Origin of the sequence: Hydrogenobaculum sp. 3684 (assembly GCF_000213785.1) — a bacterium.
GTDB lineage: Bacteria > Aquificota > Aquificia > Aquificales > Aquificaceae > Hydrogenobaculum.
Map to the genome: position 1 here is coordinate 1,516,108 of NC_015557.1, position 17,705 is coordinate 1,533,812.

The 17,705-nt window shown below is 35.0% G+C and carries 14 protein-coding genes and 2 pseudogenes; 10 read left to right on the forward strand and 6 right to left on the reverse strand.

Translation table 11 applies throughout. From position 1 onward, the window contains the following. Positions 1 to 16: 16 nt before the first annotated feature. Positions 17 to 418 (reverse strand): annotated as a pseudogene (locus HYD3684_RS08015) (hypothetical protein); the annotation flags it as partial. 169 nt (positions 419 to 587) lie between these two features. Between HYD3684_RS08015 and HYD3684_RS08020 the strand changes: the two are divergent. Further along, positions 588 to 1,808, forward strand: a complete 1,221-nt coding sequence (locus HYD3684_RS08020) for a hypothetical protein (protein WP_015420154.1) — start codon at positions 588 to 590, stop codon at positions 1,806 to 1,808. After that, positions 1,805 to 2,908 (forward strand): FkbM family methyltransferase, encoded by a 1,104-nt coding sequence (locus tag HYD3684_RS08025; protein WP_015420155.1) that lies wholly within the window; start codon positions 1,805 to 1,807, stop codon positions 2,906 to 2,908. The genes HYD3684_RS08020 and HYD3684_RS08025 overlap by 4 nt, the downstream gene beginning before the upstream one ends. A 3-nt stretch (positions 2,909 to 2,911) precedes the next feature. Here the strand turns inward: HYD3684_RS08025 and HYD3684_RS08225 are convergent, their stop codons facing one another. Together HYD3684_RS08225 and HYD3684_RS08525 are read right to left on the reverse strand one after the other, a co-directional pair. Beyond that, positions 2,912 to 4,162, reverse strand: coding sequence for a hypothetical protein (locus HYD3684_RS08225; RefSeq protein WP_052296832.1), 1,251 nt, complete (start codon positions 4,160 to 4,162; stop codon positions 2,912 to 2,914). Positions 4,163 to 4,178: 16 nt separating this feature from the next. After that, positions 4,179 to 4,746, reverse strand: a pseudogene (locus tag HYD3684_RS08525) (GDP-mannose 4,6-dehydratase). A 176-nt stretch (positions 4,747 to 4,922) separates the two neighbouring features. Between HYD3684_RS08525 and dnaE the strand changes: the two are divergent. Genes dnaE through HYD3684_RS08075 form a run of 8 tightly spaced genes read left to right on the forward strand, consistent with a single transcriptional unit; the run spans position 4,923 to position 13,646 of the window. After that, on the forward strand, positions 4,923 to 8,528 hold the full coding sequence (gene dnaE / locus HYD3684_RS08040; RefSeq protein WP_015420156.1) for a DNA polymerase III subunit alpha: 3,606 nt from the start codon (positions 4,923 to 4,925) through the stop codon (positions 8,526 to 8,528). A gap of 56 nt (positions 8,529 to 8,584) precedes the next feature. Further along, positions 8,585 to 9,601: a phosphate ABC transporter substrate-binding protein PstS gene (gene pstS, locus HYD3684_RS08045; protein WP_015420157.1), complete on the forward strand. Its 1,017-nt coding sequence runs from the start codon at positions 8,585 to 8,587 to the stop codon at positions 9,599 to 9,601. Positions 9,602 to 9,632: 31 nt separating this feature from the next. Beyond that, on the forward strand, positions 9,633 to 10,628 hold the full coding sequence (gene pstC / locus HYD3684_RS08050; protein ID WP_015420158.1) for a phosphate ABC transporter permease subunit PstC: 996 nt from the start codon (positions 9,633 to 9,635) through the stop codon (positions 10,626 to 10,628). Further along, on the forward strand, positions 10,616 to 11,512 hold the full coding sequence (gene pstA / locus HYD3684_RS08055; protein ID WP_015420159.1) for a phosphate ABC transporter permease PstA: 897 nt from the start codon (positions 10,616 to 10,618) through the stop codon (positions 11,510 to 11,512). Before pstC ends, pstA begins: the two co-directional genes overlap by 13 nt. 9 nt (positions 11,513 to 11,521) lie before the next feature. After that, complete coding sequence (gene pstB, locus HYD3684_RS08060) at positions 11,522 to 12,304, forward strand: phosphate ABC transporter ATP-binding protein PstB (RefSeq protein WP_015420160.1); 783 nt, start codon at positions 11,522 to 11,524, stop codon at positions 12,302 to 12,304. 23 nt (positions 12,305 to 12,327) lie between these two features. Further along, positions 12,328 to 12,927 carry a histidine phosphatase family protein gene (locus HYD3684_RS08065; RefSeq protein ID WP_015420161.1) on the forward strand — a complete coding sequence of 200 codons (600 nt, stop codon included), beginning with the start codon at positions 12,328 to 12,330 and terminating at the stop codon, positions 12,925 to 12,927. Further along, entirely contained in the window at positions 12,924 to 13,211 is a 288-nt protein-coding gene (locus HYD3684_RS08070) for a DUF2103 domain-containing protein (RefSeq protein ID WP_012514653.1), read from the forward strand. Before HYD3684_RS08065 ends, HYD3684_RS08070 begins: the two co-directional genes overlap by 4 nt. Positions 13,212 to 13,214: 3 nt before the next feature. Continuing rightward, complete coding sequence (locus tag HYD3684_RS08075; RefSeq protein ID WP_015420162.1) at positions 13,215 to 13,646, forward strand: VTT domain-containing protein; 432 nt, start codon at positions 13,215 to 13,217, stop codon at positions 13,644 to 13,646. On the opposite strand, the gene HYD3684_RS08080 is transcribed toward HYD3684_RS08075, so the two are convergent. Genes HYD3684_RS08080 through gyrB form a run of 3 tightly spaced genes read right to left on the reverse strand, consistent with a single transcriptional unit; the run spans position 13,641 to position 17,625 of the window. Further along, complete coding sequence (locus tag HYD3684_RS08080) at positions 13,641 to 14,453, reverse strand: prephenate dehydrogenase (RefSeq protein WP_015420163.1); 813 nt, start codon at positions 14,451 to 14,453, stop codon at positions 13,641 to 13,643. The two genes, HYD3684_RS08075 and HYD3684_RS08080, sit on opposite strands and share 6 nt — an antisense overlap. Then, a complete protein-coding gene (locus tag HYD3684_RS08085) occupies positions 14,454 to 15,272 on the reverse strand; it encodes a universal stress protein (protein ID WP_015420164.1) in 819 nt (272 codons plus the stop codon). Further along, positions 15,265 to 17,625 carry a DNA topoisomerase (ATP-hydrolyzing) subunit B gene (gyrB, locus tag HYD3684_RS08090; RefSeq protein ID WP_015420165.1) on the reverse strand — a complete coding sequence of 787 codons (2,361 nt, stop codon included), beginning with the start codon at positions 17,623 to 17,625 and terminating at the stop codon, positions 15,265 to 15,267. The genes HYD3684_RS08085 and gyrB overlap by 8 nt, the downstream gene beginning before the upstream one ends. Between the last annotated feature and the right edge of the window lie 80 nt (positions 17,626 to 17,705).

The window sequence follows — 17,705 nt, forward strand, 5'->3', positions numbered from 1 at the left end:
GAACAAATTATCTAAATTACAAAATCTCTTCAATCTTACCAGCCAGTATAACCTTCTTAAACATCTCATCCAAAGCCTGTATATCATCTGTGGTTTCTATCTTCTCTTCAAGCTCTTTTGGTAGTACTCCAAACTTGATAAGAATGGCGCTTTTGATGGCATCTTTTTTAGCTTTAATTAATCCTTTCTGTAATCCTTCTTGTAATCCTTCTTGCTTACCTTTCTGTAATCCTTCTTGCAATCCTTTTTGCAATCCTTCCATCATCCACTTTTCTGTTAGTGTCATAACCTTCTCGTCACCTCCTGTTAGTTCTTTTAAAATACTTTCAACCTCCTCAGGGTTATTCTTCACAGATACAATATAATCAAGCGTTAAAAATATGCAATGAGCCGTTTCTATATAATCATGGGTTTTGATAATACAAACAAGGTTGGAGAGTTATACTTTTTTGCTGATGAAAATACCTTTGGTACAATAGAGTGTGTGAGCACGTTTCAGATGCTTCTCTTTTTAAAAGACACTTATTATACGACAAGTCTGCCACGGTTTATGTGTATACACATTTACAGCATGATATAATATTTATGTGATATATTACGGTATACCTATACTATATATACCCTTTAAACGGCTTAATATAGTAAAAGACGTGTTTTCGCAGATAAAAGCCATTAAGCCGCAAAAGCTTTATATAGCTCAAGATGGGGCAAGGGATGATAAAGAAAAAGAAGAGTTGGAAAAGGTATTGGATTTTATAAAAGAAAATATAGATTGGGATTGTAAATTAAATTTGTTTAAAAGCGATAAAAACCTTGGACCTAACTTGTTTTTATACAAAGCTATAAATTGGTTGTTTGAAAAAGAAGATATGGGGATAATATTAGAAGAGGATGGTTTTCCATCTTTGAGTTTTTTTGGCTTTTCTAAAAAACTTTTGGAAAAATATAAAGATGATAAAAGCATATATGCAATTTGTGGATTTTCGGCTTGTGCTGATGAAGATGAAGTAAATTGTGATTATACTATTAGCAATATAAGATTTTGCCCATGGGCTTTTGCAACATGGAAAGATAGATGGTGTAAGTTTGAGGATTTTGAGCTTAAAAATATAACATCTTATGAGTTTTTAAACAGAGTTTATAAAAATAAGCAGATGAGAGATATTGTGCTATCTTACGCAAATATACTAACTCAAAATATTCATCGGCTTAAAGACAAGATGGTTTGGGATTTAAAGTTTAGGTTTGTTATACAGTATAATGGCGGATATTGTGTTTTCCCAAGGCAAAATCTTATAAAGCATCTTGATTTTGATTCAGAATATGCTACCAGTTTTCATGCCGATACATGGTTAGGAGATATTAGCAAACATATAGATATAAAAGAATATGATTTTAGCGCATTGATACCTTGTAAAGATGATTCAGCCTTGATAAAACATTGCTATGAGTTTTGGGAAAAAGATATAATTTTTTCATTTGTCTCAGATAAAGTTTATAATCATATTTACAAAATCCTAAAGAACTATGATTCTATATATATCTACGGGGCTGGTCTTTTTGGATATATATTCTACAATGTTTATATGGAGCTTTTAAAAGAAAAACTTGTAGCTTTTGTAGATGACAACGCTGGTGGGAAGCTTCTTGACAAAGATGTAATACCACTTTCAGAAGCAAGACAAGATATACCTATATTTGTAGCTGTAACAAGAGAAGATCAGATTAGAAATATAAAAGATAAATTAAAATCTCAAAGAGCCGATGTTATAATCTTAAAAGATTTAATAAAAGAGGTGTTCTCATGAGTTTATACAAAAGTATCAAGACCGCTATCATATACGGGGCTGGCAAAGGCGGGGCTATTACATATCAACATCTTGTAGAAAATGGTATAGAAGTAATAGCTTTTATAGATGATTTTAAAAGCGGAGAATACTTTGGAAAACCTATTATAAAACTTGAAGATTTGAACAAGTACAAAGCAGATGCTTATTTTATAGGAACTGCGGAGAGCATTAAAAAGATAAAAGACTGGGTTGAAAAGTTGTCAAGGTTTGTGGATAGGGGTAAGATAATGGTTTCTAATGTTCCAGCTTCCGATAGATTTGGCAATAGAATTACTACTATGAGCCCACCCCATGATATTAAATTGTATACTGATATATTTGAAGAAAATGATTTTAAAAGAGATTTGATAGAGCATTTTGACGAGCTTAAAGAAGCTAATAAGAATACTAGTCAAAAATTTATATCTTTTGAAGAGGTTTATAAACTATTCAATATGTATTCAAAGTATGTTGCCAATACTCACGAAGAAGATTACGCTTACCCAGATATAAACTTTGATGTAGAAGAAGGTGATGTAGTATTTGATTGCGGGGCAAACTCTTCAAAAGATGCTTATATAAACTGTTTATATTTTGCTAAAAAAGCTGGTAAAAATGGAAAAGTTTATGCTTTTGAACCAATACCAAGGATATACAATGAGCTTTTAGAAGATGTAAAAGGTTTTGAAAATATAATACCTGTAAATAAAGGTGTTTCTGACAGAAAACAGACAGTTTATTTTAAAGATTTAGGAGGGGGATCAAGGATAGACACTGCTGGAGATATAGAAGTAGAGCTTATATCTATAGATGAGTTTGTAAAAGAGCACAACATACCAAAAGTGGATTTTATAAAGATGGACATAGAAGGCGCTGAGCTCGATGCTCTAAAAGGAGCTATAAATACTATAAAAACCTTCAAACCAAAATTGGCAATATGCATTTATCACAAACCAGAGCACTTTTATGAGATCCCAACATTTATAAAATCTATAGTCCCAGAATATAAGATATGGCTTTTAAACAATGAATCACCAACTGATTTTTGGGGTGGTACGAAAGTGTTTTGTAAGGTATAGATTTTAATTTTTTTCATGGCTAAAAGCTAGGTCTTTTAGCCACAGTATTTGTTTATCTATTTTGGCTTTCAGATTTTCATAAACATATTTGGATTGCGGTGATACCAATATCATATCTACGCTATCTGGCATATCTTGCGGTTTTAGGATAGGCTTTCCCATAAGCTCTATGTCTTTTGGATTATCGTCTATGAAGCAACATACTTTATCTGACAATAAATCATCGTAAGTAGCATATACTAAATATCCAAGTATACCAGCTCCGTATATGGCTATATTCTTATATTCTCCAGCCAAATCTTTTATATTGTTTTCAAGGTTTTTAGAATAAATAGCCATAAAGATATTGTAGTGTGAGTGCATTATCTGGTTTTTCTCAAATGTTTTTATGATGCCATCGCATCCTTCCAGTTGTTCAATATCTATTTCTTTTAAATCTTTTAAAGCTATGTTGTATCTAAACACATCCAATTTGTATGTTTCTTCTGATGAGAAGGTAGCCCCTTCTTCGAATCCTAAATGCGCGCACAAAGGTATGTTGGGAACTATACTATATTTTTTATAATAAATTAGCTCTATAGGTATTTCAACATCGTATCCATATCTTATAAGCCATTGTTTTGGTGTATTTACAACCCCCTTATAAAATTTTTCCATTCTCTTGTTTTCAAAATAGTTATCTAAAAATCTACCTTCATTTCTATCTACGCTCCCGTATCTAACTTTAATCCACTTATCTTTCCAGCCTGCCCATCCCCATGTGTTAAAGTTATCTGTCTTTGCATAATCACATGCTATATCTACAATATTGTAAGCACAAACAAACCATACATCTTCATCATGCTTAAATTTATTTAACATCTTTTCTAAAAACCAAAAACCAGATAAACTCATATATATATCTTCTTCTAAAACTATACCTTGTTCTTCATTCTCAAAAAACCAATTTAACGCTTCTATAATACCTTCTCGCATACCCATATTTTTTTCTCTAAAAAGCGTTTTAACCTCACAATCCCAATCTATGTTTGATAGTATGTAATCTCTGACTGCCAGTATCTTTTTCTTTTCTCCTTCTACATGTTCTCTTGGCCCATCTTGAGCTATGTAAAGCTTTTTTGGTTTTACTTTCTTTATCTGCCCAAAAGCCTTTTCTACTAAATCAAGCCTGCTAAATGGTATATATAAAACAGGCGTCTCTAATCCCTTGCCGTATTTTTCTATAGCTTCTTTTTCATCTATAAACTTTATCATAGATTATATTATCCCATCAAACGCCCAAAAATGCTTTAAAATACTCAATGGTTTTGGTAAGCCCCTCTTGTAGTGGGACTTTTGGCTCCCATTTTATCGGCTTTTAGCAAGAGTAATATCTGGCTGACGCTGTTTTGGATCATCTTGGGGAAGAGGTATATCAAGATTGTGTTGCCTATAATAATCAAAAAACAACGTCTCAGCACATCTTTTACCCTCATCATAACAAGCCCTTGGACCAATTGGATTTACATTGCCCCAATAATCTTCTTTTTGAGGATGTACCGTTGGATCTCCCCCATGACAGAGGTTTTGGTGGTCTGCACCGGGTCAAACTGATAATGAATAGGACTAGCAGGACAGGCTAAGTTGTAAATTTCATCCACTTCCACATAAAGAGGAAACGTTATATCGTGTCTTAGCACCTCAAAGTAAGGATTTCCAAGAAGATGTTTTATATTTTCCTTAGAACCCGTGAAAAAATTATCTACACATATAACTTCGTTGCCCTCCTCAAGAAGCCTCTCACAAAGATGAGATCCTATGAAACCAGCACCGCCCGTTATCAAAATTCTTTTTCTCATGTTATTTTCCTAAAAGCTAAAAACTTTAAATTTTTATATAGTATCATAGCTTTTATTATAGCAAAATATAAAAATTGAGAACATTAGATACTTAAGATGAGCTAGCTTGAAGGTCTTTTTGTGGTAAAGCTAAGAAGTTATTTCCAAACTTTTTGTTTGTACATATAATCAGATTTATGAAAGATTTTGTGCATCTTCATCTTCATACCCAATATTCACTTTTGGACGGAGCTATAAAGATAAAGGATCTGGCTAAAAAGGCAAAGGAATACGGCTATAAGGCTGTGGCTATAACGGATCATGGTAACCTTTTTGGTACTATGAGCTTTTACAAAGAGATGAAGGCAAACGGTATAAAGCCCATTATAGGCATGGAAGCTTACTTTACCACAGGAAAAAGAACTGAGCATAAAGGAAAAGGTTCTGAAGATAACATAACAGATAGAATAAACCACCACATCATACTTTTGGCAAAAAACGACACTGGGCTTAAAAACCTCATGAAGCTTTCTTCTATAGCTTTTATTGAAGGCTTTTACTATAAACCAAGGATAGATTATGAAGTGTTAGAGCAGCATGCGGAAGGTCTAATAGCTTTGACGGCCTGTCTTAAGGGAGTGCCCACTTTTTACGCAGCTCAAGGCAACGAAGAGATGGCTTATAATTGGGTTAAAAAGTTTAAAGATATCTTTGGGGATGATCTTTATTTAGAGCTTCAATCAAATCATATACCAGCTCAGGAAACCGCCAATAAAACCCTTATAGAGATAGCTAAAAAATACAACGTAAAGTTTGCTGCCACCAACGATTGTCATTACCTTTTGGAAGAGGATTTGAGGGCTCACAACGTCTTGATGGCGATTCAGATGAAAAAAACACTTCAGGAGCTTGGAGAAGATGCTTTTGGACACTATGAGGGTATGCACTTTGCCTCATACGAGGAGATGGTAAAGAAATTTGAAGGAAAATGGAGTGAGTGGGAAAAAGCGCTTTTAAACACCGTTGAAATATCAGAAAAAATTGCAGATTCTTTAAGCATCTTTGAAGATAAATCTTACAAGTTTCCTGAGTTTTTTAAAGGTGATAATATAAATGTCAATATATCTTCTTACCTTAGAAATTTAGCCGTTGAGGGTCTTAAAAGCCGTATACAAAAATCTCAAATAAGCAAAAATATACCAGAAAAAGAGTACTGGGACAGGCTAAATTATGAATTAGAAGTAATACAAAATATGGGTTTTGATAGTTATTTCTTGATAGTATCGGATTTTATAAACTGGTCAAAATCAAACAACATACCTGTGGGTCCTGGAAGAGGTTCTGCGGCGGGGTCTTTGGTGGCTTTTGCTCTAAACATAACAGATGTTGATCCGTTAAAGCATGGACTTATCTTCGAAAGATTCTTGAATCCAGAGCGTATATCTATGCCAGATATAGATGTAGACTTTTGCATGGACAACAGAGATAAGGTTATAGAGTATGTAAAAGAAAAATACGGCAAAGACTCTGTGGCTCAGATCATTACTTACAATACGATGAAAGCTAAACAAACCCTTAGAGATGTGGCAAGGGCCATGGGTATGGCTTACAAAGATGCCGATGTACTAGCAAAGCTTATACCTCAAGGCAACGTCCAAGGTACATGGCTAAGCCTTGAAGAGATGTATATAACGCCCATAGAAGAGTTGATGGAGCGTTATGGACACAGAGGAGATATTGAAGATAATGTAAAAAAATTTAGAGACCTTGCGAAAAAAGATCCTCAGATAAAAGAGCTTGTGGAGATCTCTATAAAACTTGAAGGTCTCACAAGGCATACATCTTTACACGCTGCTGGTATTGTGATAGCTCCAAAACCCCTTATAGAGTTGGCACCTCTGTATCTTGATAAATCGGTAAAAGATGATACTGGCAACATAGCTACCCAATACGATATGGCTCATTTGGAAGAGCTTGGGCTTGTCAAGATGGATTTTCTTGGATTAAAAACGCTTACAGAACTATGGAAGATGAAAGAGCTTGTAAAACAAAACAAAGGTATAGATATTGATTTCTTGTCTTTGGATTTTAACAACAAAGAAATTTACGAGTTTTTAGCCACCGGTGAAACGATAGGGGTGTTTCAACTGGAATCAAAGGGTATGAGGGAGCTTATAAAACGTTTAAAACCAGACAGATTTGAAGATATTGTAGCCGCTTTAGCCCTTTATAGACCAGGTCCTATAAAAAGCGGGATGGTGGATAAATTTATAAATAGAAAACTTGGTAAAGAAAAAGTTGTATACGAATTTGAAGAGCTTGAAGAGGTGCTAAAAGAAACCTATGGTCTTATCGTTTATCAAGAGCAGATCATGTTTATATCAAACATACTTGCTGGGTTTACCATGGGAGAGGCAGATAATTTGAGAAAGGCCATAGGTAAAAAGAAAGCTGATCTCATGGCAAAGATAAAGGATGATTTCATAAGAAGAAGCTGTGAAAGAGGCTATCCTAAGGATAAAATAGAAAAACTTTGGTCTGAAATAGAGGAGTTTGCCTCTTATTCTTTCAACAAATCTCACTCTGTGGCTTACGGTTATATATCTTTTTGGACTGCTTACATGAAGCTTTATTATCCAGATGAGTTTTACACTGTTAAATTCTCTACAGAGAACTCCGATAAAAAGTTTATAAACCTTTTAAAAGATGCGAAGTCTTTTGGTATAAAAGTATTACCTCCAGATGTAAACAAATCAGATGTGGATTTTAAGATAGAAGCTCCAAGACAAATAAGGTTTGGACTCGGAAGAATAAAGGGTGTTGGTGAGGATACCGCAAGGCATATAAAATCTATGCAAGAAAAAATTGGAAGAGACTTTCTAAGTTTTCAAGATTTTACCAAAAACACAGACAATAGGAAAGTAAACAAAAAAGTTTTGGAAGCTCTTTCAAAAGCAGGGGCTTTTGATAGTCTTATAGAAAAAAGCGGTTATAAAAATAGAGAAGATTTTCTCTCAAGGCTTTTGAATTCTCAGGATATATCAAGCATAGCTCAGAGGTCGTTGTTTGGTATAAAAGCCTCGAAATCCACTGAGCAGATGGAACAAAGCTCTTCTATAGATATATTAAAATTAGAAAAGGAGGTTCTTGGGTTTTATATATCTGGGCATCCATTGGACAAATACAATTGGATTTTATCTCACAACAAAGACATAACAAATATAGAAGATATAGATTTTGAAAATATGCCAAACCAAGCCATAGACAGCGAGGCTGGGCAAAACGCATCGGCGGAATATACGATTGCTGGTGTTATAAGCGATTTACAGATTAAAAAAACCAAAAATGGTTCTTACATGGCTATTTTTAACCTTGTGGATAAAACGGATATTGTTGAAGTTGTGGTTTTCCCAGATAGGTATACATCTTCTGAAGGTATTATAAAAGAAGATGAAGTGGTGGTGATAAAAGGTATCTTAGACATAGATATTGAAAACGAAAACCTTAAGATAGTGGCAAACGATCTTTATTCTATAGATTCTTTGTTAAATCAATACAACACGCTAACTCTTAAGATAGATGAGGAAAAAGCAAAAAACGGCTTTTTAGAAAAGCTTAAATCTATGCTAGACAAATATACGCCCAAGGCTAACGAAGATGTTATGAAATCTCAAAAAGTTGTATTGGAACTGGACGTTAGCTCCTATAGGGCTATAGTACAAACCTCCAAGGATGTGGTACTTTCAAAAACCCTCATAGAAGAGCTCAGTAAATATGGTATAGAATTTTCTTTGGCATCTTAACGAAAAATTAACAATTGTTTCTTATAATAAAAGCATCAAAACTTAAGGAGGTTTGTATGAAGTTAAAACAAGTTTTAGCAGTAGCTGTTTTTGCTGGTAGCCTTCAAGGGGCTATGGCTTGGACTATCACAGGAGCTGGTTCTACATTTATCTATCCTGCTATGCAAAGATGGACTCTTCACTTTAAGCAAGCCACTGGAAATGTTGTAAACTATCAAAGTATAGGTTCTGGCGGTGGTATACTCCAAGTAACAAAAAGGACGGTAGATTTTGGTGCATCTGACGCTCCTTTAAAACCAGCAGAGTTAAAGAAAAGGCATCTTATCCAATGGCCAGATGCTATAGGTGGTGAAGTAATGGCTTATAACATACCAGGTGTTGGCAACTATCAACTTCACCTCACCGGTAAGCAAATATGCGATATCTATATGGGTAAAGTAAGATATTGGGATGACCCAGAGATAAAAGCCACAAACCCAAAATTAAATTTACCCCACATACCAATAACACCGGTTCATAGAGCCGATGGTTCTGGTACCACTTGGATATTTACAAACTATCTTACAAAAGTATGTCCAGCTTGGGCACACAAAATAGGGTTTAACACCTCTGTAGCATGGCCAGTAGGTGTAGGTGGTAAAGGTAATGAGGGTGTTACAAACTATGTAATGAGGATTAGAGGTGGTATAGGTTATATAGAATACGCTTATTACAAACAAAACCAAAACCGCTTAAAAGCTGCAGTCTTAGAAAACAAGGCTGGTTGGTGGGTCGCTCCAACTATGCAAACTATGTTAGCTGCTGCTAAACAAGCAAATTGGAAAGAAGCTATGAAACATGACTTTTATATGGAGCTTGCAAACCCTCCAGGTAAATATTCTTATCCTATAGAAGGTCCAACGTATGCATTGCTTCCATTGGGTAAATCCACCAACTCTTATGTGCTACAGTTCTATACATGGGTGTTTAACCACGGTGATGCTGACTTAAGAGCTCTTGATTACATTACCCTTCCAGATTTTCTCAAAAAGGATATAATGGCCTCTTGGAAAAAGCATGGCTTAAGCTGGTAAGTGAATTTGGCAATAACTAAGGGTTTATGTTATGATAGAATTAAAAGATAGCGGGGCTTATGGCCCCGCTGCTTCTATGAAAAGAAACGGCAAATTAGGTAATACCTTATTTAAAATTGCGGCTTTTACAGCAGCGGCTTTGATTCCGTTTGTGGTGATAACTATATTTGTTATTCTTTTCATAGAGGCATACCCCGCTATAAAAGCTTTTGGAGTTTGGCATTTTATTACCAGTAAAAGCTGGGATGCTGTTAATAATCATTTTGGTGCTTTTACACCGCTTTTTGGTTCTATATACGTTACCATATGGGCTTTTATATTTGCCGCTCCTATAAGTATAGGGGTTGCTATATATATAACAGAGCTTGCTCCTAATTGGTTAAAGCCCATAGTTACCACTGCCATTGAGCTTTTAGCAGCCATCCCAACTGTTATATACGGTATGTGGGGTCTTTTTATATTGTCTCCTGTTATGCAAAATCATATAGAGCCTTGGATACTGGATCATCTTGCTACGTTACCAGTGATTGGATTTCTTTTTAACGGTCCTGGCATAGGAATAGATACACTTACAACAGCTGTTATACTTTCTATCATGATAACACCTTTTATGTCCTCACTTATTAAAGATGCTTTTGGTTTGGTACCAGAGGTAATAAAAGAATCTGCCTATGGGCTTGGAGCTACGAGGTGGGAAGTCATAAGAAAAGTGGTTATGCCATATGTATCTTCTGGTATTTTTGGATCTGGGATATTTGCCATAGGTAGGGCTTTAGGTGAAACGATGGCGGTGTCTTTTGTAAACGGTAACAATCACAACCCTGGTAGTTTCTTGGATATGTTATCTTTGCTTAATTCTGTAACCACTATAACAGTTACGTTGGCGGATGAGTTTACTGAAGCTATGACGCATCTTTATTTGTCAGCTTTGTTTTATCTAGCTTTGATACTTCTTACTATATCCTTTAGTACACTTGCTATAGCAAAAATTATAGTATGGAGATTGGAAAGAAGATGGAGAACGTAAGGATAAAAGCAAGGGTTGTAAAGAGCAACGTTATGATGATTTTGTCTACATTGGCAGCTTTATATGGTATAGTATTTTTAGGATGGATACTTGTATCTGTTCTTTATCATGGATATGAATATCTAAACCTTGATTTCTTTATTAAAGACCCAGTTCCTCCCGGTATGCCAGGTGGTGGGCTTAAAATGGCTTTCATAGGTCAATTTCTAATCACTACTATAGCTGCTTTTATAGGTACGCCGATAGGCATAATGGCTGGTATCTTCTTGGCAGAATACGGTAGAGGTACTTGGTGGGCTATGTTTGTAAGAAATTTGGCAGATATTGTAATCTCTATGCCAGCCATAGTTATTGGTGCTGCTGTTTATGTAATACTTGTGGCACCTCTTCACAGTTTTAACGGTTTGTCTGGTTCTGTGGCTCTTTCAATTTTGTCCCTTCCTTACATTACGATAGCTACAGATGAGATGTTAAAGCTTGTGCCGAAGGAGATGAGGGAGGCTGCCTACGCTTTAGGAGCTTACAAACACTATGTGATAAAAAAAGTTACCATGAGAGCTGCTAAAACTGGTATACTGACTGGTGTTATACTAGGTCTTGCTAGAATGGCTGGCGAAGCGGCACCTTTGTTGTTTACATCTTTTAACAACGACCATACTACCTTCAATCTTTTAAAACCTATGGCCACTCTTACTATAACTATATTTGTATACGCTACTGGTCCGTACCACGTGTGGCATGAGCAAGCCTGGGCAGCAGGATTTGTGCTTACATTTGGTGTGCTTATAGCGGTTATAATAGCTAAGTTTTTGGTGCATGGAGGGTCTTTTACAGCACCTTTTATGTATGTGGCAAGGCGTATTGCCAAAATAAACAAAGGATGAGGAGAGCGTATGAGTAGTGTAATAGCCATTGAGAGTCCAAAGATTGAGATAAAAAACCTAAACTTTTACTATAAGAAAAGCTTAAAACCAGCTTTAGAGAATATAAACATGCCAATACCTGATAAAAGAGTGACCGCTCTTATAGGTCCTAGTGGGTGCGGTAAAACTACGCTTTTAAGATGCTTAAACCGTATGCACGATCTTTACCCAGGTATAAAATACGAAGGGGAAATAATCTTTGACAATACCAACATACTATCAAAGTCTACGGATTTGATAGTCTTAAGAAGTAGAATAGGTATGGTCTTTCAAAAGCCTACTCCATTTCCAATGTCCATATTTGAAAATGTAGCTTTTGGTCTTAGACTGATGGGAATTAACAACAAAACTGAGTTAAAAGATAGGGTTGAAGCGGCTATAAAAATGGCTGCTCTTTGGGATGAGGTGGGCAATAGACTCCATGAAAACGCTTTTTCCTTGTCTGGCGGTCAACAACAGCGTCTTGTTATAGCAAGGGCTATAGCGGTAAATCCAGAGGTGCTTTTGTTTGATGAGCCTACATCAGCCCTTGATCCTATATCTACGGCAAAAATAGAAGAACTTATCATAGAGCTTAAGAAGAAGATGGCTATCGTTATAGTAACTCACAACATGCAACAAGCTGCTCGTATAGGCGATTATACGGCTTTTATGTATCTTGGCAAGCTTATAGAGTTTGATAAAACAGAAAACATCTTTACAAATCCAAAAGAAAAGCTTACAGAAGACTATATAACTGGTAGATTTGGATAAGGTTATGCTAAAATATATCAAAGATGAAACATATATATCTTATAAGACATGCTCAGAGTGAATACAACGAAAAAGGTATATTTCAAGGAAGCTTAGATAGTGAGCTAACCCCTCTTGGATATATACAAGCAAAACTTTTGTCTTTGGCTTTTAAAAATAAGAAAATAGATGTTATCTACTCATCTTTTCAAAAAAGAGCTTTAAAAACCGCTATTTTTTTATCAAAAGCCCTAAACAAAGAAATAATCATAGAACCTCGTATAAGGGAGATATCTTTTGGAGAGTTGGAGGGTAAAAACTTTATACAGATGTTTGTAGAGTATAGAGATATGATGATATCTTGGTCTAAAGACCCTTTGGAAAATCCTCTTCCTACCCAAGAGTCCAAAGAATCTTTTTTAAAAAGGGTAAGAGAGTTTATAGATATCGTGAAATCTCAAAAACATGAGCATATAGTTGTTGTTTCTCACGGTGGATTTATACACGGATTTATAATGGAAACCACAGGTTTTAGAGCACCCCTTTGGAACATACATACGGATAATACAGGTATTTCTAAATTGAGACTTGTGGAGGATAGGTTTTACATAGAATATCTCAACAACACTTGTCATCTTTTATGAGTAAATATAGAAAAGGTAAACTAAAACTTGAGCATCACACGTTAGAGGGTTTTGATAAGTATATAAAACCGGTGTTGGAGATTGAGATAGTAGAAGCTGTAATACCTGGAAGGATCTTTAGAAACAACAAAGGACGAGGTTCTAAAGGTCTTTTTTTACAATATGAGACCTCTTCTGGTTTTAAGCTTTTATACAAAAACGGTACATCTGTGCAAGAGGTATTTGTGGTTTGTAGCGATAAAGAAACGTTTAAATCTATCTTTGAAAATCTATACAAGGAGTAATTTATGAATCTTTTAAAATGGGGTTATATGGGTATTTTTTTAGTAGGTCTTATAGAGTCTAGCGTGTTTCCTCTTTCTACGCTACCTCTTATGACCGCTGGCACAATTTACAAGCTAAACGTTTATTTTGTAGCATTTTGTGCGCTGTTGGGAGATTTTATAGGAGCTTCTATAGTATATTATATAGGTTACAACTACGGCTATAAGGCTGTATCTAGGTTTATTTCTGAAAAAAAATTTAGAAAGACCGAAGCTCTTTTTCATAGGTATGGTGCTTTTGCAATATTGATAGGAGAGCCTTTTTACGTGATAAACTGGATAGCTGGAATATTAAGGTTTGGTTATTATAGGTTTATAGCGATGGCTCTTTTGTCTAGAGCTTTTAAGCTTATTGTATTTGCGTTTTTTGGTAAGGCTTTGGAAAGATTTTTATAGATTTTTTCTTTTTTCTGATATTTCGTCCAACATACTTTTGAGATTGTCTTTGTTTTTATCTTTTATAGCATTTTCTAATGTGTCTAATTGTTTTTTGAAAAGCTCTATACTTTTTAATACATTTTCTTGGTTGTATAAAAAAATATCCGTCCAAAGTTCCGATTGGCTTGCACCTATTCTGGTGGTGTCTAAAAAGCCCTGTCCTACGTAGTTTTTGTACTCTTCTGGTAATGTCTTTGTAAGAGCGTAAGCTATTAGGTGTGGAAGATGCGATGTGGTTGCGAATATCTCATCGTGGGTTTTTGCATCCATAATCTCTACTTTAGCTCCTATATGCTCCCAAAATGTTTTTACTTTTTCTATATGATCTTTTTTTGATATATCTGTAGGGCAAACTATTGTTAGTCTATTTGAAAATAGATCTTTTGATGCATTTTCAAAACCGTTTTTATGAGAACCGGCTATTGGATGAGATCCTATATAACGTTCTTTAAAGATAGGTTTTAAAACACTCTCTGGATATTCTTTTACAGAAGCCACATCCGTTATAACGGCATCTTTTATATGCTCTTTTATATTTTTAGCTACACTTTCTAAAGTGGATATTGGATTGCAAAATATTACAAAATCGTATTTTACACCCTCTTTAAACGCCCCATCTATGACGCCTTTTTCTATTGCAGTGTTTAATGTATTTTGGTCTTTGTCTAAAGCGTATATGTGTTTTGATAGTTTCTTGCTTTTAATATCAAAAGCCAAAGACCCACCTATAAGACCAAGGCCCACTATTAAGGTGTTATTAAGCATTTATTTTACTACCAGCATGTTTGTCTTGATGTAATGAAATACAAATGTAGTGGTGCTTCCCATGAAAAAGTGAACTAGTTTTTTCTTATGAGATCCCATTATCACCAAATCTATTTTAAGGTTTTCTGCATTTGATACTATACCTTCTTCTGCTACGGCTTTTTCTACTATAAGCTCAAAACCGTAATCTTTTGATAGTTTTTCAAGCTTTTCTTTTTTAGAACCAAATTCATCGGCATGATATAAAAATACTTTTGCGTTGTATATGTTGTTTAAATTTTTGGTAAAATCAAGCAGCTTATCATCTTCATCTTTTCCATCATGACAAATCATTATATTTTCTATAGGTTTATACTCATCTTTAAAAGCTACAAACACAGGACATTCTGCTCTTTTTATCACCTGCTCTGAAACAGAGCTTATATGTATACCTTTTATACTTTTGTCGTGATTAGGCTTTCCAACAAATATAATGTCTTCCAAATCACCTTGTAAAGCAATTTCTTTTGCCGGGTTTCCCCAGGTTTGAAGCGTTGAAACCTTGGCGTTTAACTTCCTTCCAAGGGCGCTAAACTCATCTAAAAGCGCTTCTGATTCTTTTTCTAAGAATTCTTTTACTTTTGCACTTATACCCTCATAGTAAGAAAAACCCAATACCCCCGCTAAATCCGCCAACAGGCTTTCTTCAGTCAACATGCTATCTAAAACGTGTATTCCTACTACAGGTATGTTTAGTTTAGAACCCAGCTCAAGGCCATAATGAGAAGCCACAAAAGATGGTTTTGAGCCGTCTAAGCCCGCTATTACTCTTTTAAACATCTAAGTTTCTTACCTCCTTGGCGTAGGTCTCTATAAACTCACGCCTTGGTTCTACGTTTTCGCCCATCAGTATAGAGAATATTCTATCTGCTTCTGCCGCATCTTCTAAGGATACCCTTAAAAGCCTTCTGGTGTTTGGATTCATGGTGGTTTCCCATAGCTGTTCTGGGTTCATTTCACCAAGACCTTTGTATCGCTGTATCTCTATGCCATCTTTTACAAAATTTATTATGTCTTGATAAAGATCTTCTACTGGTTTTTCTATATTTTTAACCTTATGCCCAAGTTTTAGGCTTATAGGATAGTTAAAAAATTCTTTATGCTCTTCAAAGAGCTTTTTGTAGGTACCAGAAGTAAGAAAATCTATATCTATAATGCTAAAGTTTTGATAGATATCGTATATAACTATAGAGTAAGAGCCATCAAAATCATCGTATTTTAATTTAGCACTGCTTACGCTTTTCATAGACTGTATATCTTCTAAGAGTTTTTTGGCTTTTTGCTCATCTTTGAGATAACTTTCATCTATTTTATTTGACAGAAGATATGTTATTACATCTTTGTTTCTTTTGTTTAGTATTTGAGCTATGGTGTTGTGCTGTTCCTTTATAGTATTTAACATGTTTATTAGTACATCACCTCTGTAGGTGTTTGATTTGGCGTCTGTTATAGATAAGTCTGTTCTTATGATGTTTAGTAAAAATTTTTCTAACTCTTTATCGTCCTTTATGTAGGTTTCTTTTTTCCCTATCTTTACTTTGTAAAGGGGTGGTTGTGCTATATACACATGCCCATTTTCAATAAGTTTTGTCATAAATCTATAGAAAAAAGTAAGAAGAAGAGTCCTTATGTGAGAACCATCTACATCAGCGTCTGTCATGATTATGGTTTTGTGATATCTAAGAGCGCTTAGATCTATATCTTCTCCTATGTTACAACCTAATGCTGATATAATTGCTCTTATTTCTTCATTGGAAAGGGCTTTGTCTATTCTTGCTTTTTCTACATTTAGTATTTTACCCTTTAGTGGTAATATCGCTTGGAATCTTCTGTCTCTTCCTTGTTTTGCAGAACCACCCGCTGATTCTCCCTCTACTATAAAAATTTCACATTTCGATGGGTCTTTTTCAGAGCAATCGGCAAGTTTACCCGGTAAAGATGTATCTTCTAAGAATGATTTTCTTCTTACCAAATCTTTGGCTTTTTTAGCAGCTTCTCTTGCTAGCGCTGCTTCTATAGCTTTTTCTACTATAAGTTTTAAAATATCTTGGTGTTTTTCAAAATAATCTGTTAAAAATTCTACCGTTATTGATTCTACTATGTTTTTTGTTTCTTGGTTGCCAAGCTTTGTTTTGGTTTGACCTTCAAACTGAGGCTCTGGTACTTTACAAGATACAACGGCCACAAGACCCTCTCTTAGGTCTTCACCGGTAAACATCTCTTTTAACTCTTTTGATATTTTTATGTTTTGGGATAGTTTTGATACAACCTTTGACAATCCACTTCTAAAACCTGTGACGTGAGTGCCACCTTCTATGGTTTTTATGTTGTTTACAAAGCTTTCTAAAGATTCTTTGTAATCTTTTGTATATTTAAAGGCAATTTCTACCAAAGTACCATCTTTTCCAGATTCTATATAGATTACGTCGTCGAAAAGGGGTTCTTTGCCTTCTGCAAGGTATTCTACCAGCTCTATGATGCCTTTTTCAAATTTATAAACAAGATGTTTGTTTAACCTGTCGTCTATTATCTCAAAGGTTACGTTTTTATTAAGGTAAGCTAATTCCCTTATTCTTTTTTCTACTATGTCAAACTTTATTTTTGTGGTTTCAAATATTTCAGCGTCCGGTTTAAATGTAATCTTTGTGCCTCTTTTTGTGGTATCTCCCATTATTTGAAGCTCAGTTTTTGGAACTCCTCTTTCATACTCTTGTCTGTATATCTTGCCGTCTCTGTAAACTTCTACTATGAGCCATTCTGAAAGTGCGTTTACAACGGAAGCGCCTACACCGTGAAGTCCCCCTGAATATTGATAAGCTTTTTTATCAAACTTTCCACCAGCCCCAAGCACTGTTAAAACCACTTCTACCGCTGGTTTTCCTACGTCTTTATGGATGTAAACAGGTATACCTCTGCCATTATCTTCTACCGTTACAGAATCATCTTGGTGTATATGCACTCTTATGTGTGTGGCATAGCCTGCCATCGCTTCGTCAACAGAGTTATCTACTATTTCCCATATAAGGTGATGAAGTCCTCTTTCGGAGATATCCCCTATATACATTGAGGGGCGTAATCTTACGTGTTCTAATCCGGTAACAACTTTTATTGCATCTGCGCCGTATTCTTGCATTATAATTATTATACCATCTTAGGCCTGTTTGATTTTCCTAAAAGCCAAAAAACTTTAGCATTGACAAAATATATATATAA